Raw genomic sequence first — 26,122 nt, forward strand, 5'->3', positions numbered from 1 at the left:
TACAACTCCCCGCGGCGGCTCCGGCTGTCGTCTGACGGCCGCTGGTCACAATGGCGCAACATCCCTGGATCGTCTGCAACTGTCCACGCCCGCCAGGCATCACCTACATACACGACGTAGAAATCGGGGGACTGCAATGCTTCGCCAGAGAGTCATAATCCGCACGCTCGGGGTGGCCACCGCCGTCGCGCTCGCCGCGACCGCCTGCGGGCCCCAGAAGACGGAGCCCGCCGGCTCCGCTTCCAAGGTTCCGTCCGCGTCCGCGGCGGGTTCCACCCCCGAAACCTCACCGTCGACCGACAACAAGCCCGCCGACGCCTCGCCCTCGCCGTCCGCCTCGCAGTCGGCCTCGCCGTCCGCGTCCGCCTCCGCGTCGCCGGCCGTCAAGGCCATCATGGCGAACGGCGACGAGAGCGAGCAGATCCGCGAGCTCCAGGCCCGCCTGAAGCAGCTCAAGTACATGACGGTCGCGCCGACCGGCTTCTACGGCTCGAAGACGACCGCCGCGGTCAAGTCCTTCCAGACGAAGAACGGCCTGACGGCCTCCGGCGCGGTCGACGACGCCACCTGGAAGAAGATCCAGAGCGTCAGCAAGAAGCCCACCGCCGACGAGCTGCGCCCGCCGACCGTCAACGAGGTCGACGCGCCGGACCCGCGCTGCATGACGGGCCGCGTCATGTGCATCAGCAAGGAGAGCCGCACGCTCGCCTGGATGATCGACGGCAAGATCGTCTCCACGATGGACGTCCGCTTCGGCTCCGAGAACACTCCGACCCGTGAGGGCCAGTTCAAGGTGGAGTGGAAGGCCAAGGACTGGACGTCGACGATCTACCACACGCCGATGCCGTACTCGATGTTCTTCAGCCAGGGCCAGGCGGTGCACTACTCCGCCGACTTCGCGGCCCGCGGTTACGCCGGCGCCTCGCACGGCTGCGTGAACGTCCGGGACAAGGGGAAGCTGGCATCGCTGTTCGAGCAGGTGCAGGTCGGCGACAAGGTCGTCGTCTACTGGTGATCCCCGATGGCCGGGCGGTGCCGGTGATCCCGGTGTCCCCGGTGATCCGGTCTGTGAAGTAAAGGGCGCGGGCAGGGCCGGGGGAACGAACCCCGCCCGCGCCGGGTGCGCAGAGCCCAGGGGTACGGGGGGAACCCCGGCTCATGCGCGGCCGATGACCAGTCGGCTCGATATGTACTGCGCCGCAGGTTCGAAAAGTGTTACAGCCCGCTCGTGACGTCGCCCGGAGCCTTCCCGGTGCGCTCGTACGGACCACCCGAAAGGTGGCCGGAAATCGCCCTCGGGGCCTTCGGGCCCTCAGCGCGACGGCAGGCGGGCGGGCGCCGAGATCCCCGGGCTGGCCGGGACGAGCGTCGGGGCCTTGAGCACGTCGCCCCCGATGTCCGAACCGCGCGGCACGGTCGGGGTGGTGCTCCTGTCCGGCCCGTCGAGCAGTTCCTCGCAGAAGTGCGGGATGCGCGCGAGGCCCTTCGCCAGCTTCGAAAGCTTGTCGCGGCGGTCCGAGGTCATCTCCCCCGAGCGGTAGGCCTCGCACAGGTCGACCGCCTTGAGGCGGGTCTGCCGGTCCGCGTCCTTCAGCGGGGCGGTCCCGCCCGCGAGCGCGTCCTTGCCGTCCTTCGCGGTCTTGCCGTCCCGGCCGTTCCTGTCGGCGCCGCCGCCGGACGCGGCGTCGGGGCCCGCCACCGTCCCGGTACCGAATCCCTGCAACGCGCCGGAGTCCGGTCCGCCGGTCGTCGGCCCGCCGCCCGGGGTGGGCGGCACGCCGTCGGTGCCCCGGAAGGGGGTGGGCCGCAGCTGCGGGCCGGGGGTCGGGCCCCCGGTGCCGCCGGGCGGCGTCGGGTTCTCGTCCGCGCTGAGGGAAACCGCCGGTACGGGACCCGCCGAGTCGTGCGTGCCCCGGTCCAGCAGGCCGGCCCCCGCGGCGACCGCCAGGCCGCCGACGGCGACGCTCGCCAGCGCGGCGACGAGCCCGAAGCGCACCGGGCGGCCGCGCCGGGCCGGGGACGCGGGGACGGCGAGGGGCCGGATCTGTCCGAGCTCCACGAGGGGAGAGGTGTCACCGCCGGCCGGTGCGGCCATCCCGAACATCCCGGAAGTCCCGGAAGTTCCGGAGAGTGCGGATGTGCCGGACGCCGCCGGGGCCTCGGCCCCGCCGCGCGCCGCGCGGAAGGCGGCCACCGCGGCGGCCTCGCCGGGCAGTTCCGTCCCGGTGCACGGCCGCGGCGCGGCCAGCAGTTCGAGGGCGGTCCGAAGCCGTGCTTCCGCTTCGCGGGCGCCCGGGTCGCCGCCAGGTGCGGCCGGGTCGCCGCGCAGCACTCGTTCCGCCGCGGCCTTGTCCAGCCACCTGTTGCGCTCGTCGGCCATCACATGTCCTTCTGCGTCCGCCAACGTGAATGCGTCACACCGGTTTGCTGTACGAGACCACCGCCCCTGCCGCGCTGAGCGGGCACGGCGTCGAGATCCCTCCCGCCCCCGCCGTCCCTCGCCTGGCCACCGGCATTATGGCCGACCGGGCCCGCCGGATCCGAGCCGGTTTCCGACTCCGGCGCGAACCCGCCCTCCGCGCAGAGCAGCTCGGCCAGTTTCTTCAGGCCCCGATGGGCCGCCGTGCGCACGGCCCCGGGCCGCTTGCCCAGGGTCTCGGCCGCGGTCTTCGCGTCGAGACCGACGACGACGCGGAGCACCACGGCCTCGGCCTGGTCCTGCGGGAGCTGGGCGATCAGCGCCATGGTCCGGCCGGTCGACAGTGCCTCCATCGCCTCGCCGGCGGTGTCGCTGTCGGCGGCGCGCGCGGTCAGCTCGGTCTCGTCGCCGCCGATGGCGGGACGGCGTCCGCGCATGCGGATGTGGTCCAGCGCACGGTTGCGGCCGATGCGGGCGGCCCAGCCGCGGAAGCGGTCGGCGTCACCGGTGAAGGAGTCGAGGTCGCGGGCGATCTGCAGCCATGCTTCCGAGGTCACGTCCTCCGCGTCGCCGTCTCCGACGAGCGTGCGTACGTAACCGAGCAGGCGCGGGTGCACGGCGCGGTACACAGACCGGAACGCGCTCTCGTCGCCGCCCTGTGCCGCGAGCACCGCGGCGGTCAGCTCCGCGTCGTCCCCCAGCAAAGTCCCCAACCGTTTCACTGTCCTGTACCTGTGGCGCAAATCAGCACGTTACGGCTTTCAAGTACCTTCGTCCACGAGTTGTACGGGGAGCAACCAATCGTGCGCGAAGCGGGGTGTGACACAAAACGCACTCGCGGCGCTGACAGGGGTACGGGCTTGTCGCACGAGTCCGTACGGACGGCGACCGGGGCCTCTCCTGTGGGGGGTGGCGGCCTCGGTCGTCTTCCTCCTCCCCCATCGGGCCGTTCACGCGCCACGCCCGTCATCCTTTCGGCTCACTTCCGGGTGAAAACCTCGGATCGGTACGACACACCCGGCCCCGCGTCGCTAGCGTGGCGGTACACCCGCGCCACGCCCCGAGGAGCCCCCCGCTGTCCAGCCACCTTCCGGCACAGGCCCGCGGCTGCTCCGATCCCTCCACCGGCTCCGGACTGGCGCGGTTCAACGCCCTCTCCCCCGAAGCCGCCGTGGCCGCGCTGCTGCACTGCTGCGGGAGCCGGCGCTGGGCGCAGCGGGTGGCCGCCCACCGACCGTACCCGGATCCGGGCGCGCTGCTGGCCGCCGCCGACGAGGCCTCGTACGACCTCTCCCAGGCGGACCTCAGCGAGGCGCTGGCCTCGGAGGTCCCGGTGGAGCTGGACCACGGAGCCTCCTACGCCGCGCTCCTGGCGCTGGACGCCGCGCACGCCGAGTACGAGCGCAACTTCGGCCACGTCTTCGTCATCTGCCTGGACGGACACCCGCCGGAGGAGCAGGCGGACCAGCTGCTCGCGGCGATCCGGCGGCGGATGGAGCTGGAGACCGACGAGGAGCGGTCGATCTCGGCGGACGAGCTGCGCCGCCTCGCCCAGGTGCGGCTCGCCGACCTGACACATTGGCTGACCTCCCAGGACGGGGTAAACGCCGAGGATTCAGGGCTATTCGCCCCTGTGGGATAGTCCGTCCGTGCCTGTTTGATCACACCGATGGACCCGGCGCAAGGGAACCGACAAAGCGTCGCTACGATGTCCGGGGCCGGAGGACCGTACCCGGCCGGGCCCGACCGACAAAGAAGCCGGCTGGCCCCCGCCCCGCTTCCGGAGGGTTTTCCGTGCCGGCTGGAACGTTGTACCGCGGCCGGGAAGGAATGTGGTCCTGGGTGGCTCATCGAGTCACCGGCGTCCTCATCTTCTTCTTCCTGTTCGTACACGTCCTCGACACCGCTCTCGTCCGCGTCTCCCCCGAGGCGTACGACGATGTCGTGGCTACCTACAAGACTCCGATCGTCGCGCTGCTGGAGTACGGCCTCGTCGCCGCCATCCTGTTCCACGCGCTGAACGGTCTCCGTGTGATCGCCGTGGACTTCTGGTCCAAGGGCCCCCGTCTCCAGAAGCAGATGCTCTGGGGCGTCGTGATCGTCTGGATCATCCTGATGATCGGGGCCCTGTACCCCGTCCTGGGCCACGCAGCTGCCGAACTGTTCGGGAAGTGACACTCATGTCTTCTGACACTTCTTCCGCCAAGGCCATCGGCGACGTGGAGGGCGTAAGCCTCTACGACGTCGACAACCCGGCGCCGTACATCGAGGCCCCGCGCAAGCGCACGGGCAAGACGCCGCGCTCGACCCGCGGCAACTTCGAGATGGCCGCCTGGCTGTTCATGCGCCTCTCGGGCATCGTGCTCGTCGTCCTCGTCATCGGCCACCTCCTGATCCAGCTGGTGCTGGACGGCGGCGTCTCCAAGATCGGCTTCGCCTTCGTGGCCGGCCGCTGGGCGTCCCCGTTCTGGCAGGTCTGGGACCTGCTGATGCTGTGGCTGGCCATGCTGCACGGCGCCAACGGTCTGCGTACCGTCATCAACGACTACGCGGAGCGCGCCAACACGCGGCTGTGGCTGAAGGGCCTGCTCTACACCGCCACGGTGTTCACCATCCTTCTGGGCACGCTGGTGATCTTCACCTTCGACCCGAACATCCGCTAGGCAACGGGGCTGAGGCGAAAAAGATGAAGATCCACAAGTACGACACCGTCATCGTCGGCGCAGGTGGTGCCGGCATGCGCGCCGCCATCGAGTCGACGAAGCGCAGCCGCACCGCCGTGCTGACGAAGCTCTACCCCACCCGCTCCCACACGGGCGCCGCGCAGGGCGGCATGGCCGCCGCGCTGGCGAACGTGGAGGAGGACAACTGGGAGTGGCACACCTTCGACACGGTCAAGGGCGGTGACTACCTGGTCGACCAGGACGCCGCCGAGATCCTGGCGAAGGAGGCCATCGACGCCGTCCTCGACCTGGAGAAGATGGGCCTGCCGTTCAACCGCACCCCGGACGGCACCATCGACCAGCGCCGCTTCGGCGGCCACTCGCGCAACCACGGCGAGGCGCCGGTCCGCCGGTCCTGCTACGCCGCGGACCGCACCGGTCACATGATCCTCCAGACGCTGTACCAGAACTGCGTCAAGGAGGGCGTGGAGTTCTTCAACGAGTTCTACGTCCTGGACCAGCTCCTCGTCGAGGAGGACGGCGTCAAGAAGTCGGCCGGTGTGGTCGCGTACGAGCTCGCCACCGGCGAGATCCACGTGTTCCAGGCGAAGGCCGTCATCTACGCCTCCGGCGGCACCGGCAAGTTCTTCAAGGTGACCTCCAACGCGCACACCCTCACGGGTGACGGCCAGGCGGCCTGCTACCGCCGCGGCCTGCCGCTGGAGGACATGGAGTTCTTCCAGTTCCACCCGACGGGCATCTGGCGCATGGGCATCCTGCTGACGGAGGGCGCCCGCGGTGAGGGCGGCATCCTCCGCAACAAGGACGGCGAGCGCTTCATGGAGAAGTACGCGCCGGTCATGAAGGACCTCGCGTCCCGTGACGTCGTCTCGCGCTCCATCTACACCGAGATCCGCGAGGGCCGCGGCTGCGGTCCGGCCGGTGACCACGTGTACCTGGACCTGACGCACCTGCCGCCGGAGCAGCTCGACGCGAAGCTCCCGGACATCACCGAGTTCGCGCGCACGTACCTGGGCATCGAGCCGTACACGGACCCGATCCCGATCCAGCCCACCGCGCACTACGCGATGGGCGGCATCCCGACGAACGTCGAGGGTGAGGTCCTCAGCGACAACACCACCGTCGTCCCGGGCCTGTACGCGGCCGGCGAGGTCGCCTGCGTCTCCGTGCACGGCGCCAACCGCCTCGGCACCAACTCGCTGCTGGACATCAACGTGTTCGGCAAGCGCTCCGGCATCGCCGCGGCCAAGTACTCGCAGGAGAACGACTACGTCGAGCTCCCCGAGAACCCGGCGCAGCAGGTCATCGACCAGGTCGAGCACCTGCGCAACTCCACGGGCAAGGAGCGGGTCGCCGACCTGCGCCTGGAGCTCCAGGAGACGATGGACGCGTGCGTGATGGTCTTCCGTACGGAGCAGACCATCAAGACCGCGGTCGAGAAGATCGCGGAGCTGCGCGAGCGCTACAAGAACGTGTCCGTCCAGGACAAGGGCAAGCGCTTCAACACGGACCTGCTGGAGGCCATCGAGCTGGGCAACCTGCTCGACCTGGCCGAGGTCATGGCCGTGTCCGCGCTCGCGCGCAAGGAGTCCCGCGGCGGTCACTACCGCGAGGACTACCCGAACCGCGACGACGTCAACTTCATGCGCCACACCATGGCGTACCGCGAGGTCGGAGCCGACGGCTCGGACTCGGTCCGGCTCGACTACAAGCCGGTCGTGACGACCCGCTACCAGCCGATGGAGCGTAAGTACTGATGGCTACCCCGACCCTGTCCAAGACGGACAAGATGGAAGAGGCGGCAGCGGCCTCCCCGTACATCACGGTCACCTTCCGGATCCGCCGCTTCAACCCCGAGATCTCGGACGAGGCGCAGTGGCAGGACTTCCAGATCGAGATCGACCCGAAGGAGCGCGTGCTCGACGGTCTCCACAAGATCAAGTGGGACCTCGACGGCACGCTGACCTTCCGCCGCTCGTGCGCGCACGGCATCTGCGGCTCCGACGCGATGCGGATCAACGGCAAGAACAGGCTCGCCTGCAAGACGCTGATCAAGGACATCAACCCGGAGAAGCCGATCACCGTCGAGGCCATCAAGGGCCTCACGGTGATGAAGGACCTCGTCGTCGACATGGAGCCCTTCTTCCAGGCGTACCGCGACGTCATGCCGTTCCTCGTCACCAAGGGGAACGAGCCGACGCGTGAGCGCCTGCAGTCGGCGGAGGACCGCGAGCGGTTCGACGACACCACCAAGTGCATCCTGTGCGCGGCGTGCACCTCGTCGTGCCCGGTGTTCTGGAACGACGGGCAGTACTTCGGCCCGGCGGCGATCGTCAACGCGCACCGCTTCATCTTCGACTCGCGCGACGAGGCCGGAGAGCAGCGGCTGGAGATCCTGAACGACAAGGACGGCGTGTGGCGCTGCCGCACGACCTTCAACTGCACCGACGCGTGCCCCCGCGGCATCGAGGTCACGAAGGCGATCCAGGAAGTCAAGCGCGCGCTGATCACGCGCCGCTTCTGATTCCCGGCGCGTCCGCGCTCGTACGAGGGCCCCGCTCTCCGGTTTCCGACCGGGGGCGGGGCCCTCGCCCGTTCGGGTGAGCGGTTCGTATCCGGCGGCCGACCCGGTTCCCGTCCTACGATGATGCTCTCGACAGCAGCCCACGGGAGGCACGTGATGTCCGCAGCACCCGCCGAGCACCCCACCGGCACATGGCCACTGCTCGATGCGGCCAATGCGCTCATGGAGCGGAACCCCGGCTACCGCGTCGAGATCATCGAAGGACACATTCTCGTGACGCCACCCCCGGACTCCGCCCACGCGAGCGCTCTGACCAGCCTTATGCTCCCCTTCATCACAGCGGGCCTGCACGGCGACGGCACAGCAGTGCTTCAAGGGGTCGGTCTCTGGCTGCCCGACGGCCGCGAGGGCTATGCCATTCCGGATCTTTCAGTGGTCGACGCCGACATCACCGCACATCACGTCGAGAACAACTGCTACGAGCCCGTCGCCTTCCACCTGGTCTTGGAGGTCACCTCCAGCAACTACCAGGCCGACCTGCGGACGAAAGTCCGGGCCTACGCCAACGCCAAGGTCCCCGTTTACGTGATCGTCGACCGGCGCCACAACCGCCTGCACGTCCTCACCGATCCCGCCCCGGACGAGTACGCCACCCACCGCGTCCACGCCCCCGGCGAGCTCGTCACCCTGCCCGACTCGATCGGCGCCAAGGTGACCCTGGACGTGGCCGCAGTCCTCGCGGCGGCGGGGAACAAGCCCGAGAGCGCGGACGACGGCAAGTCCTGACCGGGGTACTCGGGCGGGGGTGGCTGTGGAAAGATCGAGCGCATGAGCGAGCAGAAGCCGAATCCGTACTCAGGCGACAACGGGGCTCCGGGCGGCCCCGGTTATGGCTATCCGCAGGGGTATCCGGCGACGCCGGGGACCCCCGGGTACGGGTACCCGGCCACGCCGCCCGCGCCGGGCTACGGATACCCGCAGGACACTCCGGCCGCGCCCGGATACCAGCCGACCATGGGCGGCGCCGGCATGCCGGCTCCCGGGCAGCCCCCGATGATGCCGCCCGTGCAGCCCCAGACGTACGGCGGCGGGTCCGGGTTCGCCCTCGGCGACATCACCATCGCCGGGGACCAGATCATGACCCCCTCGGGACCGATGCCGCTCAGGGGCGCCATGTGGAACGCCTCGGACCTCTCCCGCACCGAGACGAAGATCCCGGCGCACGCCATCGTGCTCGCCGTCATCTTCTTCCTGTTCTGCCTGCTCGGTCTGCTCTTCCTCCTCATGAAGGAGAAGACCACCACGGGCTACATCCAGGTCACGGTCACGAGCGGCGGCCGACACCACTCCACGATGATCCCGGCCGTCGACGCGAGCACCTACCACTGGGTCATGAACCAGATCAACTACGCCCGCTCCCTCAGTATCTGACGGGTGATCGTCGGGTCGGTGATGCCGGTGTCGGCCGCCAGCATCATCGCCTTGCTGAGGATCAGCGCGAGCGTCCGGTCCCCCTCGAACGGCAGGTACCCGGTCTCCGGCCCGGAGGCGGAGCGCCCCGCCGGGACGATGCACAGGTACTGGTCGCCCGGGTCCATGAGGATGTTCCCCGACCCGAGGTGGATCCGGTACGCGCGCAGCTCGCCCCGTACGTGCAGGAACCGGCCCTCGATCCGGCACCGGTCGGCGATGGCGAGCCTCGGGACCAGCCGCTCCAGCAGCAGCCGGCGGGTCTCGGCGGTCTGGCTCAGCTCGCCGAACCCGTACGCGTTCCAGTAGTCGTGGAAGCGGCCCCCGGGGCCGCCGTCCTGCCACGTCGGGTCGTTGCCGACGCTGGCCACCCCGACGAACAGGTCGACATCGCGCAGGACTTCGCTGAGCACCAGCGCGGGGACCTCCGCGAGCGGCACGGGGTCGACCGGCGCCTCGCCGCCCCGCAGCCACATCGTGTACTCGCCGCCGCAGGCGTGCGCCGTGTTCTGGGGGGCGCCGATCGGATAGAAGCGGACCTGGTCGGTGCGCAGCCGCAGGAAGCTGCCCGAGTCGGTGATGTCCTCGTAGGCCCCGTCCCCGCTGTCCCCCTCGATCCAGTACTCGGCGCGCAGCCCCCATTGCGGCAGCTCGCGCACGGCGGGCGGGGCGGTGTCGTCGACGGCGAGGCGCAGCTGGTTGCGCCAGCCGCGGACGGCGGCCAGCGAGTGGAACTGGTGCTGGCGCAGGTAGTGCGCGGCGAAGCGGTTGGAGTACGTGCCGGTGCGGACCTCGGCGTCGGTCAGCGGGTACACCTCGCGGTGGGCCTGCTTGAACGGCTGGGTGATGCCGTGCCGCTCCAGCCAGTCCCGCCAGGCCGCCACCTCGGCCGGCTCGCGGTCGACGGGATGCCACAGGGTCACCTGGGCGCCCTCGGTGACCGGGGTGCCGGCGAGGGTGCGCAGCTCGCCGTCGGCGAAGCCGACCGGGGTGTCGTCCACGACCCAGAGCAGGCGCCGGGCCAGGGTCCCGACCAGGGGGTGGTCGACGTACCGCTCGCGCCACTTCCCGTAGGGCCAGGTGCGGCGGGCGAGGAACTGCCGGTCCAGCCGCTCGGCCTGCGCCCCGAGCATCTTGTCGATGTCCTTGACGGCCGCCTTGAGCTCCTTGAGCTCCTCGGGGTGGTCGCGGCGCACGGCGGCGGGGACGCTCTTGACCGCCTTGCCGGCGGCGCTGCGCCAGGAGAGCAGCGCCTTGGTGCCGCGGACCTCCACGAGGGCGGCGGTCTCGCCCAGGGCGTGCTCGGCGCGGCCCACGGCGGTGAGTCCGTACGCCGGCACCGCGAGCTCCTCGATCTCCTCGCGGCCGAGCCCGAGCGCGGCGGCCCGCGCCTCCAGGGCCGAGTCCAGCATCTTGAGGGTGCCCTTGAACGTCACACGGGTGGCCAGCCGGGCCAGCTCGGCGAGGGCGGCTTCGCCGTCGATGCGGGAGAGGGCGGTGACGCAGGCGTTGGCCACCTTGGGGCCCCGCGGGCCGAGGCCCGGGACCTTGCGCAGCGCGGTCTCGGCGAGCGCGCCGAGCACCCGCGCGGTGTCGGGGTGCGGGGGCAGGAAGGACAGCACCCAGGCCAGGCCGCGCAGGGCGTTGGCGTTGTAGGGGTCGTACGTCTCGTTCGGGTCCGGCCCGAACCGCTCCTCGTCGAGCGCGAGGGTGCGGGGCGCGCCGACGAGCCGGAACCAGCCGAGCAGCCGCTCGCGCACCTCGTCCTCCCCGGTCTCCTTCGCGGCCTCCGCGATCAGGGACCGGCCGGTCTTCTCCCACTTGCCGCCGGGCTTGGCGGCCGTGGCGGTCACCGCGTGCGCGAGGAGGGCGTGCCAGCGCTCCCCGTCCGCCATGGCCCGGTCCGCCCAGGCCTCGCCGACGTTGAGCACGGGCTCGGTCAAGGCGGCCGCGAGCGCGATGACCGGCTGGTAGGAGTAGGTGGACAGGGCGCTGCGGCGCACGCAGGCGACCACGGCCGGCGGGACCGTACGGCCCTCGGCGAGCTCGGCGCCGACCAGCTCCGGCACCCAGCCGTGGTAGTGGGCGTCGCCCTTGCGGCCGATCTCGTCCAGCATCTCGCGCCGTGCGGCCGTCAGCGGTTCGGCCCAGGCCAGGCCCCGCCCGACGGCGGAGGCGACGGCCAGGACGTTCACCCGGGCCGGGGAGTCGTCGGCGAGAGCGGAAAGGGTCTCGGCGAGCGCGTCCACGAGCCGCTGCCGGAACCCGGCGGGACGGGCCTTCACGGCGGCGAGGAGGGCCGCCGCGTTCTTGTTGTTCTGCCAGTGGCCGCTGAACTGGAGGGCGGCCTTCAGCAGTGCGGTGGCGAGCTCCGGCGCGTTCTCCTCCTCCAGGGCGCGGTACGCGGCCGGGACGTGGTTGCGGGTCGCCATGTCAGCCGCCCACCAGGGCGACGAGCTTCAGGAAGGTGACCTCGGTGCCGAGCGGCAGGTCGAGGACCTCGTCGAGATCGGTGACCTGACGGTCCCCGACGAGCACCAGGAACCCGTTGCGCCGGAAGGCGGTGAGCGCGCGCTCGGCCTGCTGCTCGGCGTCGGGCTGTTCGGGCAGCTTGACCAGACCGGCGGCGCGCCGCTCGGCCACCTCCTGGAACACCCGCCGCCGGATCAACTCGCGCAGCGCGAGCCGCTCCTCGGCCAGCTCGAACTCCCAGCCGGCGGCCCGGCCGCCGGAGGCCGTCTCGTCGACAAACGTCACCATTCCCATGCCCGAAAGCCTAGGACCCGCCTCTGACAGCGCCCCCGGCGGACGGCGGGTTGTGTCGACAGGGGGTGCCGGGCGCGGGAACATGCCCCCGTGACGAGGCACTCGCACTCCACGACCCACCGTCCTGACCGGAGTTCACCTCATCTCGGGCGACGGAGTTTCCTCACCGCCCTCGGGACCGCCGCGGCCACCTTCGCCACCGGCCTCCCCGCCCACGCCACCGACCACGCGCGCGACGCCGCCTCCGCCGTCGAATACGTCGACGTCCAGCTCCTCAACATCACCGACCTGCACGGCTACCTCCAGGCCGCCCCCGGCACCAACGCCACCATCAGCGGGAACGGAGGACTGACCTACACCGTCGGGGGCGTGGCCCACATGGCCGCCCACCTCGCCCGCCTCCGCTCCGGGCGCGCCAACTCGTTCTTCTTCACCCCCGGCGACGCCTTCTCCGGCTGGGAGTTCGACGCCGCGGCCTTCGCCGACGAGCCCACCATCGAGGCCCTCAACCGCATGGGGCTCGACTTCGCGACCGCCGGGAACCACGAGTTCGACAAGTCCCCGGCCTTCCTCCAACGGCACATGGAGCAGGGGATCGCCTTCCCCGTCGAGGGGCGCGACGCCACCTTCACCGACTCCTCCGGCGCCCGCTTCCACGGCGCCGGCTTCCGCTTCCACAGCGCCAACGTGGTCCGGGCGGGCGGCGAGGGCGGCACCGTCCTGCCCGCGTACAACATCGAGACGGTACGGACGGCCGCCGGGCAGGAGCTGCGCATCGGGTTCATCCACCTCACCGCCCTCGGCGCCGAGTCCTTCCCCTGCTCCTACCAGCCGGGCCTCGCCACCCTCGCCGAGGTCGCCACCGCCGACCGGTACGCGGCCGAGCTCAAGGCCCAGGGCGTGAACGCGATCATCCTGAGCATGCACGACGGAGCCGTCGCCGGCGCCGACTTCAACAGCGGAACCGACCCCTCCGGCCCCGCCCTCGACCTGGCGCTGCGCGTCTCCCCCGACATCGACGCCATCGTCACCGGCCACTGGCACACCCGGTTCAACATGATGCTGCCGGACCCGGACGGAGTCCCCCGCCCCTTCGTCGAGGCCGGCTGCTACGGCCAGCTGATCAACGAGATCAACCTCCGCCTCGACCCGGCCACCGGCAAGGTGGTCCGCGAGCTGACGGTGTCCACGAACCACCCCAACACCCGCGACGTCACCCCCGACCCCGCGCTCAAGGAGGTCGTCGACTACTGGGCCGGCCAGGCCGCGGCGCGCGACACCGCGCGGATCGGGACGCAGACCGGCTCGTTCCTGCGTACGCGCAACGCCGCGGGCGAGAGCACGATGGGCGACCTCGCCGCCGACTGGGCGCTGTGGGCGGGCAGCCGGCCGGCCGACCCCGAGAACGACGCCAACGTCCACCCCGACGTCCCGGCCCAGCTGGCCCTGGTCGCGACGGCGCCCCGCGTGGGCGTGACCGTGGTCGCGGGTGACCTCGTACGGGACGCGGCCTCGGGCGGCGCCGTCACCTTCGGGCGCGCCTGGAGGGCGGTCGGCTTCGGCGACCCGATCGTCAGCGCGACGGTGAGCGGGCAGCGGATCCACGACGCGCTGGAGCAGCAGTGGACGACCGCGGCCGGCGGTGAACTGCTCTTCGCCCCGCTGGCCGTGTCCGGGAACGTCCGCTACAGCTTCGACGCCCTGGGCCGGATCGGCGACCGCGTGGACCCGGCCGACGTCTTCATCGACGGCGTGGCGCTCGATGTCACCCGCTCCTACCGCCTGGCCTCGCCCTCGTACACCTTCCTGGCGAACGACGGCTACGGCGCGCTGGGCGACTTCCAGGCCCCGTACCGCCACCAGCGCGACTTCGAGAGCTTCGTCGCGTACGTCCGCGAGACCGGGACGCTCACGCCGGCGCCGCTGAACCGGGTGACGGCCGCGAACACCACCCGCCGCGGCGCCGACACCGGCATCACCCTGGAACGCGGCCCGCTCCTGTACCCCGACGGCACCCCGCTGCCCCGCGCGGAGGCCGCGATCCTGTCCGCGGACCGCCTCCGCACGCAGAGGGAGGAACCCCGCCCGCCCTGCTGAGGCCGGAGCGGCACAGAGAGAGCTTGAACCTGTTCAAAAAGAGGTCTACAGTCAGTCCTGCCAACGAGTTGAACACGTTCAAGGGGGCAGAGGCAATGGACCTCACCGTCGTCGCATACGTCATCTACCTGCTCATCAGCATCGGACTGACCGTCTGGGTCGCCCGTACGCTCAGCCGCAACGGCCGCATCTTCATCGCCGACGTCCTGCACGGGAACGAGAAGCTCGCGGAGGCCGTGAACCACCTCCTGGTGGTGGGGTTCTACCTCGTCAACATCGGCTTCGTGACCCTCTACCTGCGCTCGGACGCCGGAATCGACTCGGCCCGCCAGCTCTTCGAAGCCCTCTCGGTCAAGCTCGGCGTCGTCCTGCTCGTCCTCGGCGTCATGCACCTCGGCAACGTCTGGGTGCTCAACAAGATGCGCCGCCGCGGGATCATGGAGCGCCAGCAGACCCCGCCGGTCGCCCCGCAGGGCTGGACCGCTCCGGCCGGGGCCTGAACGGTGACCACCGCCACGACGGCGCAGCCGACCCGGCACCTGACGGTGCTGTACGACGCCGACTGCCCGCTCTGCGTCCACATCCGGCACTGGCTCCTCGGTCAGCGCTGGCTGGTGCCGCTCCGGCTGATCCCGGCCGGGTCCTTCGCGGCGCGGGGGAACTTCCCCGGCCTCGACCACGCCTCCACGCTCCGCGAGATCACCGTCATCGGGGACGCGGGGCAGGTGTGGACCGGGACCGACGCCTTCATCGTGTGCCTGTGGGCACTGGCGGAGCACCGGCCGAAGGCGAACTGGCTCGCCACCGCGGCGGGCCGGCCCTTCGCCCGGGCGGCCATGTACACGGCCTCCGCATGGCGCCAGGCCGTACGGACCGGGCCCGGCGCGGAGGGCGAAGCGGAGCAGGAGGCACCGGCCTGTGACGACCACTGCGCCGCACCCCGATAGGCTCGTACACCGTGACTGATCAGAAGGCTCCCAAGAGCGAGCAGACCCGCACGCTCATCCTCGAAACCGCGCTCCGTCTCTTCCAGGAGCGCGGCTTCGACAAGACGACCATGCGGGCCATCGCCAAGGAGGCAGGGGTCTCGGTCGGCAACGCCTACTACTACTTCGCCTCGAAGGAACACCTGGTCCAGGGGTTCTACGACCGGATCGGCGCCGCGCACCTGGCGGCGGTCCGGCCCATCCTGGACAGCGAGACCGATCTGCAGAAGCGGCTCGCGGGCGTGCTGACGAGCTGGCTGGACATCGCGGCGCCCTACCACGAGTTCGCCTCCCAGTTCTTCAAGAACGCGGCGGACCCGGAGAGCCCGCTCAGCCCCTTCTCCCCGGAGTCGGAGCCGGCGCGCAAGCAGGCCATCGACATGCACCGCGAGGTGCTGGCCGGCGCGAAGACGAAGGTGCCGGCCGAACTGGCCGACGTACTGCCGGAGCTGATGTGGCTCTCGCAGATGGGGCTCGTCCTGTACTGGGTCTTCGACCGGTCCCCGAACAGCGAGAAGACGCGGCGGCTCGCGGAGCGCGGCGCGCAGCTGACGACGCGGGGCATCGTCCTGGCCCGGTTCCGGGTGCTGCGCCCGCTGGTGCGCGAGGTCCACGAGCTGTTCGCCGACTTCCTGCCGGGGATGGCGCAGACGGCGGTGTCGAGGAAGAAGCGGGCATCCGACCCGGATGCCGACTTCGACCCCACGGCCGGCGCGGGCGCGGGCGCCGACGCCGACACCGACTGAGCGGCTACAGCCAGTTGAGCTCCCACAGGCGCCAGACCCCGGTGCCGTCGGAGAGGTACTGGGTGCCGGAGACGGACTCGCGGGACATCACGTAGTCCTTCTTCTGCCAGATCGGCAGCATCGGGATCTGCTGGGCGACCAGCTTCTGGAGCTCGCGGAAGTCGGCGGCGGCCTGGCCCCGGTCCGAGAAGGACTGGGTCCGGGTGACGAGGGCGTCGATGGCCTTGTCCGAGAAGCCGTTGTTCATGCTGGAGTCGGCGCCGACGAGCGGGGCGAGGAAGTTGTCCGCGTCCGGGAAGTCGGGGATCCAGCCGATGGTGTAGGCGTCGAACTCGCCGGCCGCGTAGGCCTTCTGGAAATCGGCCCACTGCTCGACGGCCTTGATCTTGATCTGGAAGAGCCCGGTGGCCGTGAGCTGCTTCGCCATCTCGTCGGCCTCGGCGGCGTTCGGGCCGCGCGTGTTCACACCGAGGGTGAGGGAGACCGGGGCGGTGATCCCGGCGTCCTTGAGCAGCTTCTTCGCGGTGGCGGCGCTGGGCGCCGGGTAGGCGTCGAAGAACGGGTTGATGTGCGAGGAGATGCCGGCCGGGACGAGGGAGTAGAGCGGGGTCACCGTGGAGCGGTGGACCTCGCCGGCCAGCTTGGAGCGGTCGATGACGGCGGCGATCGCCTGGCGCACGGCGAGCGGCGCGGCCGTGGAGCCGGGGCGGACGTTGAAGACCAGGCTGCGGATCTCGGAGCCGCCGGAGGCCTGGTACTTGGTGTCCTCCATGCCCGGGTTGAGGCCCGCGAGCACCTCCGGCGGCATGTCGCGGTGGGCGACCTCGACCTGGTGGCCGGCCCAGGCCTGGCTGAGCTGAGCCGAGTCCTTGTAGTACCGGACGGTGACGGCCGTCTTGGCGGGCTGCTTGGACTGGCCGCGGTAGGTCTTGTTCGGCTTGAGCTCGGCGCTGGTGCCGGCCTGGTACGCGCCGAGGGTGAAGGGGCCGGAGCCGTCGACCTTGCCGTCCTCGCGGAGGGCCTTCGCCGGGTACTTCTCCTTGTCGACGATCGAGGCGGCGCCCGTCGCGATCTTGAAGGGGAAGGTGGCGTCGGGCGCGGAGAGCGTGAAGGTGACGGTGCGGCCGTCCGCCTTGACCGACTGGAGGGTGTTGAAGAGCGGCGCCGGCCCCTGGTCGGAGTTGATCGCCTTGATCCGGTCGAAGGAGTGCTTGACGTCCTCGGCGGTGACGGCGCGCCCGTTCGAGAACTTCAGGTCGGGGCGGAGCTCGCACTGGTACGTGGTGAGCTGCGTGCCGGTGAACTTGCAGGCGGAGGCCGCGTCCGGGACCGGGGTGTCGGAGCCGGACTTGATGGTCAGCAGGGACTGGTAGACGTTGCTGAAGAGGGCCCAGGAGCCCGCGTCGTACGCCCCGGCGGGGTCGAGGGACGAGACCACGTCGCTCGTCCCGACCCGCAGGGCGGTCCCGCTGCCCCGGCCCTCCTCCGGAAGCAGCTGCCAGGCGCCGACACCGGCGACGCCGATCACCAGCCCCGCCGCGATGACCTTCGAGCGGACAGACTTCACCCTTGACCCCACCCCACCCATGAAAATGCCATGGTTTGACTCGCTGATCGGATCCCCATGTCCGATTAACGGTCATCCCATCATGGAAATTCAGCCCCGGGAAGGCCGATTCACGGCGGGTCGTTGCCGGTTGCGCCCGGTCACGCCTGGTATGAGGCGAGTTCGACGACGGTGATGTCGGACGGGGCACCGACCCGGACCGGCGGCCCCCAGGCGCCCGCGCCGCGCGAGACGTAGAGCTGGGTGTCGCCGTAGCGCTCCAGCCCGGCGACGGTGGGGTTGGCGAGCTCGGCGAGGTAGTTGCCGGGCCAGAGCTGGCCGCCGTGGGTGTGGCCCGAGAGCTGGAGGTCGACGCCGTGGCGGACGGCGTCGTGAATGACGATCGGCTGGTGCGCCATGAGCACGGCGGCACGGGCCGGGTCGCGGTCGCCAAGGGCGGCCGTGAAGTCCGGACCGTGGCCCTCCGTCTCGCCCGCCACGTCGTTGACCCCGGCGAGGTCGAAGTACGGGAGGGGGCGGCGCGCGTTCTCCAGGGGCGTGAGGCCGAGCTCGCGGACGTGGTCGACCCACTGCTGTGCACCGGAGAAGTACTCGTGGTTGCCGGTGACGAAGTACGAGCCGTGGCGGGCGCGGAGCCCGCGGAGCGGCTCCGCGGCGGGGCCGAGGTCGTGGACGCTGCCGTCCACGAGGTCGCCGACCACGGCGATGAGGTCGGGCTGCGTCCGGTTGATCGTCTCGACGATGCGCGTGGTGTGGGCCCGGCCGAGGACGGGGCCGAGGTGGATGTCGCTGACGACGGCGATGCGGAAGCCGTGGGCGGCGCGGGGGAGTTTGGCCAGGGGGACCTGGACGCGCTTGACGCGGGGGCCGCGGAGGACTCCGTACGTGCCCTGGGCGACGGTGGCGGTCGCGGCGAGGGCGGCGGCGCCGCCGACCGCCCGTGCGACGAACTGGCGGCGGGTGGCTCCGCCGGGGGCCGGCGCCGACCCGGGCGCCGCGGCCGCTCCGTCGGCGGCCCGCGCCGGGCGGGCCGGGGCGGCCAGGTCGGTGCCGGTGCCGGTGCCGGTGCCCTGCGGGGCCGGCCCCCGGCCCGCCCTTCCGCCGTCCCCCGGGTGTTCGCCCCGGACCTCGGAGGGATGCGGGGGCTCCGCCCCCGGACCCGCCCCCTCGCCGCCCCGGGGGGACCGCCGGCGCCTCAGCAGGAGCGCGCGCACCGGTTCCGCGACCAGCATCGCCAGGCTCAGGTACAGCAGCACCGCCAGCCACATGTAACCGGGCCAGGCCACCGACTGTTGGAGCCAGAAGGGGGCGCCGGCGCGCCCCGTGGTGAGGGCGGCCAGGGAGAGGAGCGGCAGTGCGAAGGCCAGGACGGTGCCGATGCGGCGCGCCGCGGCGCGCGGGCGCGTCGTGTCGCGGACCAGGCGGACCCACAGCCAGCGGTGGACCAGGACCAGCAGGGCCAGTACCGCCAGCCCGATTCCCGCGAAGAGCACGATCCTCATGCGTCCGGACCCCGGCGTGATTCACGCCGCAGCGCGAGGACGCCGCGCAACCCGATCACACCAACGGCCGTCCCCAGGAGAAAGGAGGCGATGGCCAGGAGAAGGTGTACCCAGAAGTAGGCCGTCGGCTCGCCCGCCGCGTCGAATGCCAGACCACTGGCGTCCTTCCACAGGTTCCGGACGAAAGTTGCCCAGATGAACCAGCTCCACACTCCGAAGGCGAGCAGGAACCAGGAGACGGCGCGGCTGAGTTTCATGCCCCCAGTATCGGTTTGGTCCCCAGGACGGACGCGTCGGGGTGGGCTGTCCCGGCGGTGGTTCGGCCGCGTTGGCCGGTCCCTGACGGCAGAGCGCCGATATGGATGTACTTTCACCTGCGTGTCTGCAAAGAAGACTGCACTGACGGTCCTTTCCGCCGGCCTGCTGGTCCCCGCGATGCTCGTGGTGCCCGCGCACGCCGCGCCCGCCCCGCCCTCGGACGGGAAGGCGCAGCCGCCCAAGGCGCCTGCCGCCGCCGCGCCGCCGGCGTCGATGTCCACGGTCGGCGGGTCCCTTCTCGGCAAGCCGGGGGTGCAGGTGAACCCACTCTCGGGCGCCCCTGCCCTGCCGACGAGTCTGACGGGGCGTTCGTGGATCGTGGCCGACGCCGACACGGGCGAGGTGCTGGCCGCCAACAACGCGCACTGGCGGCTGCCCCCGGCGTCCACCCTGAAGATGCTCTTCGCGGACACGGTGCTGCCCGGCCTCCCCAAGGACCAGGTCCACAAGGTGACCGAGCAGGAGATGGAGGGCGTCGGCGTCGGCTCCAGCCTGGTCGGGGTCAAGGAGGACCACGAGTACTCGGTGCACGATCTGTGGCTCGGGGTGTTCCTGCGGTCCGGGAACGACGCCGTGCACGTGCTGGCCGCCATGAACGGCGGCATCGACAAGACCGTCAAGGACATGCAGGCGCACGCCGAGGAGCTCCAGGCCCTCGACACGCACGTGGTCTCCCCGGACGGGTACGACGCACCGGAGCAGGTGTCGAGCGCGTACGACCTCACCCTCATCGCCCGCTCCGGCCTGCAGAAGCAGGACTTCCGGGAGTACTGCGGAACGGCGGAGGCGAAGTTTCCGGGGCGCCAGGAGCCCGGGAAGCCGCGGGAGTACTTCGAGATCCAGAACACCAACCGGCTGATGACGGGCTCCGGCGGGCTCTCCCCGTACAAGGGCATCGCGGGGGTGAAGAACGGCAACACGACCATGGCCGGGTCGACCTTCACCGGCGCGGCGCAGCAGGGTGGCAAGAAGCTGCTGGTGACGGTGATGAACCCGGCCTCGGGCGGGCTGAACTCGGTCTACGAAGAGACCGCCGACCTCTTCGACTGGGGCTTCGCGGCCATCGGCAAGGTCAAGCCGGTGGGCGAGCTGGTCCCGCCGAAGAGCGCGGACACCTCCTCGGTCGGCTCCCCCGCCCAGTCGCACGAGCGCAACCCGTCGGCGGCCGGTGAGGGCGCGGGCGGCGGTGTGGGCACCGCGCTCGGGGTCGCGGGCGGGGCGCTGGCCGTGATCGCGGGCGGGGCGTACGCGGTCAACCGGCGCTGGCCGCGGGGCCCGCGCGGCCGCCGGGCGGGCGGCGGCGACCCGGTGTCCTAGGGGGTGTGCCCGGCGTGCCGGGTGTCCGGCGTCGGGGGAGTCTGCGCCCCCTCGCCGTCCGCGCCGGCGCGGGTGGCCGTCCAGGCGGAGCAGTACAGCAGCAGCTTCGCCATCAGGTTGATCCAGATCAGCAGGGCGACCGGCACGCCGAAGGCCCCGTACATGCTCTTCGCGGCGACCCCGCGCATATAGCCGCTGAGCAGCAGTTTCAGCAGTTCGAACCCGGCCGCGCCGAGGAGGGCGGCCTGGACGAGGCTGCGGCGCGGCGGTTCGACGCCGGGCAGCAGGGTCAGCACGTACAGCAGGATCAGGAAGGCGGCGAGGACGCCGACGAGGAAGGCTCCGGCGCGCAGCAGCGCGCCGCCCGCGCCGTGCTGCGGTACGCCCAGCCAGCCGCCGAACTTGCCGACCGCGCTGGAGCCGAGGATCGAGGCGGCCGCCGAGGCCAGGCCCACGCCGCCGAGGCCGACGAGGACGAGCGCGTCCTTGCACTTGCGGAGGACGGGGTTCCCCAGGTCCTCGTCGTCCTTCTCCCACACCGCGCGCAGGCAGTCCCGCATCGAGCCGACCCACCCGATGCCGGTGACGAGCAGCAGGGCGCCGGCGACGAGGCCGATCGTGCCCGCGTTGGCGACGAGGCCGTTGATGTCGAGCTGGTCGGAGATGCCGGGGACCTGCTCGGCGAGGTTCTTCTGGAGCCGGTCCAGCTGCTCCTGGCTGAGCAGCGCCGCGCCGATGGCGGCGGCGACGGTGATCAGCGGGAAGAGCGCGAGGAAGCTGATGAAGGTGATCGCGGAGGCGAGGCGGCTCCAGTGGACCCGGTCGAGGCGTTCGTAGGCGCGCCAGGCATGGGTCCGCATGAGGCGGACCGCCAGCGGGCCGATCACCGGGAGTTTCGTCAGCCAGTCCATGGGGTCACGGTAAATGAGGGGACGGAAATAGCCGGGATTGCCGGGTTTGGGCGCTACGGTCGTCGATTGTGACTTTTCGCGAAGTGCTTCCGACGGGCTGTTCATTCCCCACTCTGGTCCTACGTACGCTCCGCTTCCACGTCCGCAAGACCCTCAGGCCGCTGCGTCAGGAACGCCGTGCGCCGCTGTCGCCCGCGGCCCCGGCGGCCGGCGCCGCCTCATCGACCGGTGAGCCCGACTGCGCCGGGACCCCGGCGATCGGGCCCGTGCCGAAAGGGTATTCGCGCAGCTTGCGCCAGACCCCGTCCGAGCCCTGCTCGTAGAGCGCGAAACCGGTGCAGGTCCACTGCGCCGCGTAGTCGGCGAGGGTGGCGAACGCCAGGTCCATCGCCTCCTCGGAGATCCCGTGGGCGACCGTGACGTGCGGGTGGTACGGGAACGCCAGCTCCCGGCTGAGCGGCCCGTCCGGGTCGCGGACCAGGCCCTGGAGCCGGGTGCAGCCCGTACCGCCTTCGACGACCTGGACGAAGACGACCGGCGAGACCGGGCGGAAGGTTCCCGTCCCCTCCAGCCGCATCCCGAAGGGGCCGAAGGCGGCCGCGACCTCGGCCAGGTGGGCCCTGATCTCCGGCAGCCGGTCCGCCTCCACCTCGGTGGGCGGGACGAGGGTGACATGCGTGGGGATGCCGTGCGCGGCAGCGTCCCCGAAGCCGGCGCGCAGCTGCTGCAGCCGGCTGCCGTACGGCTCCGGGACCGCGATCGAAACGCCGAGCGTTACGGTCCCCACGTATGTCTCCTCCGTCGTCTGGTGTGTACGGGTTGCGTACGGGTCCTGCCGACCCAGTGTGGGGCCAGCACCCCCCGGATTGCCAGGGCCTCCGGGCCTCAGTGCTTGGCGGGCACCAGACCGAGGCGGTCGTAGGCCTGCGCCAGGGTCTCGGCGGCGACCGCGCGGGCCTTCTCCGCGCCCTTGGCCAGGATGGAATCCAGGGTCTCCGGGTCGTCCAGGTACTCCTGGGTGCGCTGCTTGAACGGTGTGACGAAATCGACCATCACGCCGGCCAGGTCCGTCTTGAGCGCGCCGTAGCCCTTGCCCTCGTAGCGGGCTTCGAGGTCCGTGACGGACTCCCCCGTGAGGGTGGAGTAGATCGTGAGCAGGTTGCTGACGCCGGGCTTGTTCTCGGTGTCGAAACGGATCACGGCCTCGGTGTCGGTGACCGCGCTCTTGATCTTCTTCTCGGTGACCTTGGGCTCGTCGAGGAGGTTGATCAGGCCCTTGGGGGAGGACGCGGACTTCGACATCTTGATCGAGGGGTCCTGGAGGTCGTAGATCTTCGCGACCTCCTTGACGATGTGCGCGGCCGGGACCGTGAAGGTCTGGCCGTAGCGCTGGTTGAAGCGCTCGGCCAGGTCGCGCGTCAGCTCGATGTGCTGGCGCTGGTCCTCGCCGACCGGGACGGCGTTCGCCTGGTAGAGCAGGATGTCGGCGACCTGGAGGATCGGGTACGTGAAGAGGCCGACGCTGGCGCTGTTGACGCCGCCCTTGGCGGACTTGTCCTTGAACTGGGTCATCCGGCTGGCCTCGCCGAAGCCGGTGATGCAGTTCATGACCCAGCCGAGCTGCGCGTGCTCGGGGACGTGGCTCTGGATGAAGAGCGTGCAGCGGTCCGGGTCGAGGCCGGCGGCGAGCAGCTGGGCCGCGGAGAGGCGGGTATTGGCGCGCAGATCCTTCGGATCCTGCGGCATGGTGATCGCGTGCAGGTCGACGACCATGTAGAACGCGTCGTGCGTCTCCTGGAGGGCGACGTACTGGCGGATGGCTCCGAGGTAGTTCCCGAGGTGGAACGAGCCGGAGGTGGGCTGGATGCCGGAGAGCGCGCGAGGACGATCAGAAGCCATGGCTTCATTCTCTCAGGTACGGCGGCCCCACCGGTCCGCACCCGTCCGGAAACCCTCCGGGGCCCAGGGGGGTGTCCGGCGGATCATGGCCGGGCCAGGCCATGATCCTCCGGACACCCCCCAAGCCCCGGGGAGGGGGCCGGTCAGGCGAGCGGGAGGCCCGGGGCGGGGTGGGCCGCCATGAGGTCGGCGACCTCCGCGCGGATCGCGGCGAGGGCCGGCTCGTCCGACTTCGCGGCGGCGTCGACCGCCCGGGAGATCCACTCCGCCACCACCGGCATGTGCTCCGTTCCCAGGCCCCGCGAGGTCAGCGACGGCGTGCCGATGCGGATGCCCGACGGGTCGAACGGCTTGCGGGGGTCGAAGGGGACGGTGTTGTAGTTCACGACGATCCCCGCCCGGTCCAGCGCCTTGGCCGCCACCTTGCCCGGCACCCCCCGCGAGGTGAGGTCCATGAGGATCAGGTGGTTGTCCGTACCGCCCGACACCAGGTCGAAGCCCCGGTCCAGCAGCGCCGCCGCCAGCGCCTTGGCGTTGGCGACCACCGCGTGCGCGTACGTCACGAACGAGGGCTGGGCCGCCTCGTGCAGGGCCACCGCGATGCCCGCCGTCGTCTGGTTGTGCGGGCCGCCCTGGAGGCCCGGGAAGACCGCCTTGTCGATGGCCTTCGCGTGCTCCTCCCTGCACATCAGCATCGCGCCCCGCGGCCCGCGCAGCGTCTTGTGCGTGGTCGTGGAGACCACGTCCACGTGCCCGACCGGCGAGGGGTGCGCCCCGCCCGCGATCAGGCCGGCGATGTGCGCCACGTCGGCGACGAGGACCGAGCCCGCCTCCCGGGCGATCGAGGAGAACGCCTCGAAGTCGATCGTGCGCGGCAGCGCCGTACCGCCACAGAAGATGATCTTCGGCCGCTCCGCCAGCGCGAGCTCGCGCACGGCGTCGTAGTCGATCAGGCCGGTCCCGGCGGACACCCCGTACTGCACGCCCCGGAACCAGGACCCCGTCGCCGAGACCCCCCAGCCGTGCGTCAGGTGGCCGCCCATCGGCAGGGCCATGCCCATCACCGTGTCGCCCGGCTTCGCGAAGGCCAGGTACACGGCGAGGTTCGCCGGGGAGCCGGAGTACGGCTGGACGTTGGCGTGGTCCACCCCGAACAGGCCCTTGGCCCGCTCGACGGCCAGCGCCTCGACGCGGTCGATGTTCTGCTGGCCCTCGTAGTAGCGGCGGCCCGGGTAGCCCTCGCTGTACTTGTTCTGCAGCACGGTGCCCGAGGCTTCGAGCACGGCGGCGGACACGTAGTTCTCGCTGGGGATCAGGCGCAGGGTCTGCGCCTGCAGGGTTTCCTCGGCGGCGACGAAGGACGCCAGCTCGGGGTCGACTGCGGTCAGGGCGGGGTGGCGGCTCGCGCTCATGGCGGCTCCTCCGGGGTCGATGTCAGATCTCGTCCCCGCGAGGCCCAGGCGAGCGGCCCTGTATGCGGTCGTGCGCGCACGACTCCCCCGGAGTTGGTTCTCCGTACGCCAGTCGCCGTGCGTACCGCCCACCTTAGCGGGCGGTCCACAAGAAAGGTTTCCCCGTCCGGTATACGAGCGACGTATAGCCGTATACAAGGTGACGTGACGCAGGTGACGCCACCCCCGTCGCCTCCATCGCCCTCGTCACGTCCAACCCGCCCGCACCGACGATCGGAGACCCCGTGTCGACAACTGCTGAAGCCCTGCGCTCCGCCGAGGCGCACAGCGCGCACAACTACCACCCGCTGCCCGTCGTCGTGGCGTCCGCGGAAGGCGCGTGGATGACCGACGTGGAGGGCCGCCGGTTCCTGGACATGCTCGCGGGCTACTCGGCGCTCAACTTCGGCCACGGCAACCGCCGTCTGATCGATGCGGCCAAGGCGCAGCTGGAACGGGTCACGCTCACCTCGCGGGCCTTCCACCACGACCGGTTCGCCGATTTCTGCCGCGAACTCGCCGCCCTGTGCGGCAAGGAGACGGTGCTGCCGATGAACACGGGCGCGGAGGCCGTGGAGACGGCGGTGAAGACCGCCCGCAAGTGGGGATACGAGGTCAAGGGCGTGCCGGACGGCCAGGCCAAGATCGTGGTCGCGGCCAACAACTTCCACGGCCGTACGACGACCATCGTGAGCTTCTCGACGGACCACGAGGCGCGCGACCACTACGGGCCCTACACCCCGGGGTTCGAGATCGTCCCGTACGGGGACCTGACCGCGCTGGCGGCGGCCGTCACGGCGAACACCGTGGCCGTGCTGCTGGAGCCGATCCAGGGCGAGGCCGGGGTGCTCGTGCCGCCGCCCGGCTACCTGCAGGGCGTACGGGAGCTCACGCGCGAGCGGAACGTGCTGTTCATGGCGGACGAGATCCAGTCGGGGCTGGGCCGGACCGGCAGGACCTTCGCGTGCGAGCACGAGGACGTCGTGCCGGACGTGTACATCCTCGGCAAGGCGCTGGGCGGCGGCGTGGTCCCGGTCTCGGCCGTCGTCGCCGACCGGGACGTGCTCGGGGTGTTCCGGCCCGGCGAGCACGGCTCCACCTTCGGCGGCAACCCGCTGGCCTGCGCGGTCGCCCTGGAGGTGATCGCGATGCTGCGCTCCGGCGAGCACCAGCAGCACGCCGCCGAGCTCGGTGACCACCTGCACCGGGAGCTGAACCTGCTGGTCGGCGGGGGCGCGGTGACCGCCGTACGCGGGCGGGGACTGTGGGCGGGCGTGGACATCGACCCGGCGCACGGCACGGGCCGGCAGATCTCCGAGGCGCTGATGGAGCGGGGCGTGCTGGTCAAGGACACGCACGGGTCGACGATCCGCATCGCGCCCCCGCTGGTGATCTCCAAGGAGGACCTGGACTGGGGCCTGGACCAGCTGCGCGAGGTCCTGGCCGCGGGCTGACCCCTCCGTCG

25 protein-coding genes and 1 riboswitch are annotated in these 26,122 nt (G+C 71.2%); of the genes, 14 read left to right on the top strand and 11 right to left on the bottom strand.

Translation table 11 applies throughout. The features are described from left to right. Positions 1 to 136 precede the first annotated feature (136 nt). Positions 137 to 1,015: a peptidoglycan-binding protein gene (locus ACFYXV_RS04195; RefSeq protein ID WP_389381965.1), complete on the top strand. Its 879-nt coding sequence runs from the start codon at positions 137 to 139 to the stop codon at positions 1,013 to 1,015. 297 nt (positions 1,016 to 1,312) lie between these two features. Here ACFYXV_RS04195 and ACFYXV_RS04200 read toward each other — a convergent pair whose 3' ends face one another. Then, entirely contained in the window at positions 1,313 to 2,380 is a 1,068-nt protein-coding gene (locus ACFYXV_RS04200) for a hypothetical protein (protein WP_389381966.1), read from the bottom strand. Then, the gene (locus ACFYXV_RS04205) at positions 2,380 to 3,123 is read right to left on the bottom strand and encodes an RNA polymerase sigma factor (protein WP_385472344.1); all 744 of its coding nucleotides are present in this window, start codon (positions 3,121 to 3,123) and stop codon (positions 2,380 to 2,382) included. The genes ACFYXV_RS04200 and ACFYXV_RS04205 overlap by 1 nt, the downstream gene beginning before the upstream one ends. 332 nt (positions 3,124 to 3,455) lie before the next feature. On the opposite strand from ACFYXV_RS04205, the gene ACFYXV_RS04210 reads away from it, so the two are divergent. The 7 genes from ACFYXV_RS04210 (at position 3,456) to ACFYXV_RS04240 (ending at position 9,058) form a co-directional block, all read left to right on the top strand. Continuing rightward, on the top strand, positions 3,456 to 4,061 hold the full coding sequence (locus tag ACFYXV_RS04210) for a 2-oxo-4-hydroxy-4-carboxy-5-ureidoimidazoline decarboxylase (protein WP_389381967.1): 606 nt from the start codon (positions 3,456 to 3,458) through the stop codon (positions 4,059 to 4,061). Positions 4,062 to 4,213: 152 nt separating this feature from the next. After that, positions 4,214 to 4,594, top strand: coding sequence for a succinate dehydrogenase, cytochrome b556 subunit (gene sdhC / locus ACFYXV_RS04215; RefSeq protein WP_078864375.1), 381 nt, complete (start codon positions 4,214 to 4,216; stop codon positions 4,592 to 4,594). Between the two features lie 5 nt (positions 4,595 to 4,599). Continuing rightward, positions 4,600 to 5,082, top strand: coding sequence for a succinate dehydrogenase hydrophobic membrane anchor subunit (locus ACFYXV_RS04220; RefSeq protein WP_030027687.1), 483 nt, complete (start codon positions 4,600 to 4,602; stop codon positions 5,080 to 5,082). 23 nt (positions 5,083 to 5,105) lie between these two features. Next, positions 5,106 to 6,860, top strand: coding sequence for a succinate dehydrogenase flavoprotein subunit (sdhA, locus tag ACFYXV_RS04225; RefSeq protein ID WP_383341204.1), 1,755 nt, complete (start codon positions 5,106 to 5,108; stop codon positions 6,858 to 6,860). Then, complete coding sequence (locus ACFYXV_RS04230; protein ID WP_048474856.1) at positions 6,860 to 7,627, top strand: succinate dehydrogenase iron-sulfur subunit; 768 nt, start codon at positions 6,860 to 6,862, stop codon at positions 7,625 to 7,627. The genes sdhA and ACFYXV_RS04230 overlap by 1 nt, the downstream gene beginning before the upstream one ends. 156 nt (positions 7,628 to 7,783) lie before the next feature. After that, the gene (locus tag ACFYXV_RS04235) at positions 7,784 to 8,413 is read left to right on the top strand and encodes a Uma2 family endonuclease (protein ID WP_383492016.1); all 630 of its coding nucleotides are present in this window, start codon (positions 7,784 to 7,786) and stop codon (positions 8,411 to 8,413) included. Positions 8,414 to 8,455: 42 nt separating this feature from the next. Then, a complete protein-coding gene (locus ACFYXV_RS04240) occupies positions 8,456 to 9,058 on the top strand; it encodes a hypothetical protein (protein ID WP_383341210.1) in 603 nt (200 codons plus the stop codon). On the opposite strand, the gene ACFYXV_RS04245 is transcribed toward ACFYXV_RS04240, so the two are convergent. Beyond that, positions 9,034 to 11,529, bottom strand: a complete 2,496-nt coding sequence (locus ACFYXV_RS04245; RefSeq protein WP_389381968.1) for a DUF4132 domain-containing protein — start codon at positions 11,527 to 11,529, stop codon at positions 9,034 to 9,036. The two genes, ACFYXV_RS04240 and ACFYXV_RS04245, sit on opposite strands and share 25 nt — an antisense overlap. A gap of 1 nt (position 11,530) precedes the next feature. Next, positions 11,531 to 11,863, bottom strand: coding sequence for a hypothetical protein (locus tag ACFYXV_RS04250; RefSeq protein WP_389381969.1), 333 nt, complete (start codon positions 11,861 to 11,863; stop codon positions 11,531 to 11,533). A 90-nt stretch (positions 11,864 to 11,953) separates the two neighbouring features. On the opposite strand from ACFYXV_RS04250, the gene ACFYXV_RS04255 reads away from it, so the two are divergent. From ACFYXV_RS04255 to ACFYXV_RS04270, 4 genes are all read left to right on the top strand, one after another. Further along, entirely contained in the window at positions 11,954 to 13,960 is a 2,007-nt protein-coding gene (locus ACFYXV_RS04255; protein WP_389381970.1) for a bifunctional metallophosphatase/5'-nucleotidase, read from the top strand. Positions 13,961 to 14,055: 95 nt separating this feature from the next. Next, positions 14,056 to 14,460, top strand: coding sequence for a hypothetical protein (locus ACFYXV_RS04260; RefSeq protein ID WP_385472237.1), 405 nt, complete (start codon positions 14,056 to 14,058; stop codon positions 14,458 to 14,460). A 3-nt stretch (positions 14,461 to 14,463) separates the two neighbouring features. Next, positions 14,464 to 14,907 (top strand): thiol-disulfide oxidoreductase DCC family protein, encoded by a 444-nt coding sequence (locus tag ACFYXV_RS04265; RefSeq protein WP_389381971.1) that lies wholly within the window; start codon positions 14,464 to 14,466, stop codon positions 14,905 to 14,907. 11 nt (positions 14,908 to 14,918) lie between these two features. Beyond that, positions 14,919 to 15,692, top strand: a complete 774-nt coding sequence (locus tag ACFYXV_RS04270) for a TetR family transcriptional regulator (RefSeq protein ID WP_389381972.1) — start codon at positions 14,919 to 14,921, stop codon at positions 15,690 to 15,692. Between the two features lie 4 nt (positions 15,693 to 15,696). Here the strand turns inward: ACFYXV_RS04270 and ACFYXV_RS04275 are convergent, their stop codons facing one another. The 3 genes from ACFYXV_RS04275 to ACFYXV_RS04285 all read right to left on the bottom strand — a co-directional run bounded on the left by ACFYXV_RS04275 (position 15,697) and on the right by ACFYXV_RS04285 (position 19,018). Then, the gene (locus ACFYXV_RS04275; RefSeq protein ID WP_385472228.1) at positions 15,697 to 17,259 is read right to left on the bottom strand and encodes an ABC transporter substrate-binding protein; all 1,563 of its coding nucleotides are present in this window, start codon (positions 17,257 to 17,259) and stop codon (positions 15,697 to 15,699) included. Between the two features lie 140 nt (positions 17,260 to 17,399). Beyond that, a complete protein-coding gene (locus ACFYXV_RS04280) occupies positions 17,400 to 18,761 on the bottom strand; it encodes a metallophosphoesterase (RefSeq protein ID WP_389381973.1) in 1,362 nt (453 codons plus the stop codon). Continuing rightward, complete coding sequence (locus ACFYXV_RS04285; protein ID WP_030154873.1) at positions 18,758 to 19,018, bottom strand: SCO4848 family membrane protein; 261 nt, start codon at positions 19,016 to 19,018, stop codon at positions 18,758 to 18,760. The genes ACFYXV_RS04280 and ACFYXV_RS04285 overlap by 4 nt, the downstream gene beginning before the upstream one ends. A 121-nt stretch (positions 19,019 to 19,139) precedes the next feature. Between ACFYXV_RS04285 and ACFYXV_RS04290 the strand changes: the two genes are divergently transcribed. Beyond that, positions 19,140 to 20,396: a D-alanyl-D-alanine carboxypeptidase family protein gene (locus ACFYXV_RS04290; RefSeq protein WP_385477135.1), complete on the top strand. Its 1,257-nt coding sequence runs from the start codon at positions 19,140 to 19,142 to the stop codon at positions 20,394 to 20,396. Here the strand turns inward: ACFYXV_RS04290 and ACFYXV_RS04295 are convergent. The 4 genes from ACFYXV_RS04295 to glyA form a co-directional block, all read right to left on the bottom strand. Next, the gene (locus ACFYXV_RS04295; protein ID WP_385477133.1) at positions 20,393 to 21,307 is read right to left on the bottom strand and encodes a YihY/virulence factor BrkB family protein; all 915 of its coding nucleotides are present in this window, start codon (positions 21,305 to 21,307) and stop codon (positions 20,393 to 20,395) included. The two genes, ACFYXV_RS04290 and ACFYXV_RS04295, sit on opposite strands and share 4 nt — an antisense overlap. 166 nt (positions 21,308 to 21,473) lie before the next feature. Continuing rightward, positions 21,474 to 22,094 (bottom strand): 2'-5' RNA ligase family protein, encoded by a 621-nt coding sequence (locus ACFYXV_RS04300; RefSeq protein ID WP_383341242.1) that lies wholly within the window; start codon positions 22,092 to 22,094, stop codon positions 21,474 to 21,476. Between the two features lie 98 nt (positions 22,095 to 22,192). After that, positions 22,193 to 23,206, bottom strand: coding sequence for a tryptophan--tRNA ligase (gene trpS / locus ACFYXV_RS04305; protein WP_385477128.1), 1,014 nt, complete (start codon positions 23,204 to 23,206; stop codon positions 22,193 to 22,195). A gap of 143 nt (positions 23,207 to 23,349) precedes the next feature. Next, positions 23,350 to 24,618, bottom strand: coding sequence for a serine hydroxymethyltransferase (glyA, locus tag ACFYXV_RS04310; protein ID WP_389381974.1), 1,269 nt, complete (start codon positions 24,616 to 24,618; stop codon positions 23,350 to 23,352). A 35-nt stretch (positions 24,619 to 24,653) separates the two neighbouring features. After that, positions 24,654 to 24,744, bottom strand: a riboswitch (ZMP/ZTP riboswitch). Positions 24,745 to 24,902: 158 nt separating this feature from the next. Between glyA and rocD the strand changes: the two genes are divergently transcribed. After that, a complete protein-coding gene (rocD, locus tag ACFYXV_RS04315) occupies positions 24,903 to 26,111 on the top strand; it encodes an ornithine--oxo-acid transaminase (protein ID WP_385477123.1) in 1,209 nt (402 codons plus the stop codon). Positions 26,112 to 26,122 lie beyond the last annotated feature (11 nt).

Source organism: Streptomyces sp. NPDC002181 (genome assembly GCF_042890485.1).
Taxonomy (GTDB): domain Bacteria; phylum Actinomycetota; class Actinomycetes; order Streptomycetales; family Streptomycetaceae; genus Streptomyces.

Excerpts from the sequence above, each read along its gene's own strand:
- ACFYXV_RS04195 (WP_389381965.1), top strand. The coding sequence starts at position 137 with ATGCTTCGCCAGAGAGTCATAATCCGCACGCTCGGGGTGGCCACCGCC.
- ACFYXV_RS04200 (WP_389381966.1), bottom strand. The coding sequence starts at position 2,380 with ATGGCCGACGAGCGCAACAGGTGGCTGGACAAGGCCGCGGCGGAACGA.
- ACFYXV_RS04220 (WP_030027687.1), top strand. The coding sequence starts at position 4,600 with ATGTCTTCTGACACTTCTTCCGCCAAGGCCATCGGCGACGTGGAGGGC.
- sdhA (WP_383341204.1), top strand. The coding sequence starts at position 5,106 with ATGAAGATCCACAAGTACGACACCGTCATCGTCGGCGCAGGTGGTGCC.
- ACFYXV_RS04230 (WP_048474856.1), top strand. The coding sequence starts at position 6,860 with ATGGCTACCCCGACCCTGTCCAAGACGGACAAGATGGAAGAGGCGGCA.
- ACFYXV_RS04235 (WP_383492016.1), top strand. The coding sequence starts at position 7,784 with ATGTCCGCAGCACCCGCCGAGCACCCCACCGGCACATGGCCACTGCTC.
- ACFYXV_RS04240 (WP_383341210.1), top strand. The coding sequence starts at position 8,456 with ATGAGCGAGCAGAAGCCGAATCCGTACTCAGGCGACAACGGGGCTCCG.
- ACFYXV_RS04245 (WP_389381968.1), bottom strand. The coding sequence starts at position 11,529 with ATGGCGACCCGCAACCACGTCCCGGCCGCGTACCGCGCCCTGGAGGAG.
- ACFYXV_RS04250 (WP_389381969.1), bottom strand. The coding sequence starts at position 11,863 with ATGGGAATGGTGACGTTTGTCGACGAGACGGCCTCCGGCGGCCGGGCC.
- ACFYXV_RS04260 (WP_385472237.1), top strand. The coding sequence starts at position 14,056 with ATGGACCTCACCGTCGTCGCATACGTCATCTACCTGCTCATCAGCATC.
- ACFYXV_RS04280 (WP_389381973.1), bottom strand. The coding sequence starts at position 18,761 with ATGAGGATCGTGCTCTTCGCGGGAATCGGGCTGGCGGTACTGGCCCTG.
- ACFYXV_RS04285 (WP_030154873.1), bottom strand. The coding sequence starts at position 19,018 with ATGAAACTCAGCCGCGCCGTCTCCTGGTTCCTGCTCGCCTTCGGAGTG.
- ACFYXV_RS04295 (WP_385477133.1), bottom strand. The coding sequence starts at position 21,307 with ATGGACTGGCTGACGAAACTCCCGGTGATCGGCCCGCTGGCGGTCCGC.
- trpS (WP_385477128.1), bottom strand. The coding sequence starts at position 23,206 with ATGGCTTCTGATCGTCCTCGCGCGCTCTCCGGCATCCAGCCCACCTCC.
- glyA (WP_389381974.1), bottom strand. The coding sequence starts at position 24,618 with ATGAGCGCGAGCCGCCACCCCGCCCTGACCGCAGTCGACCCCGAGCTG.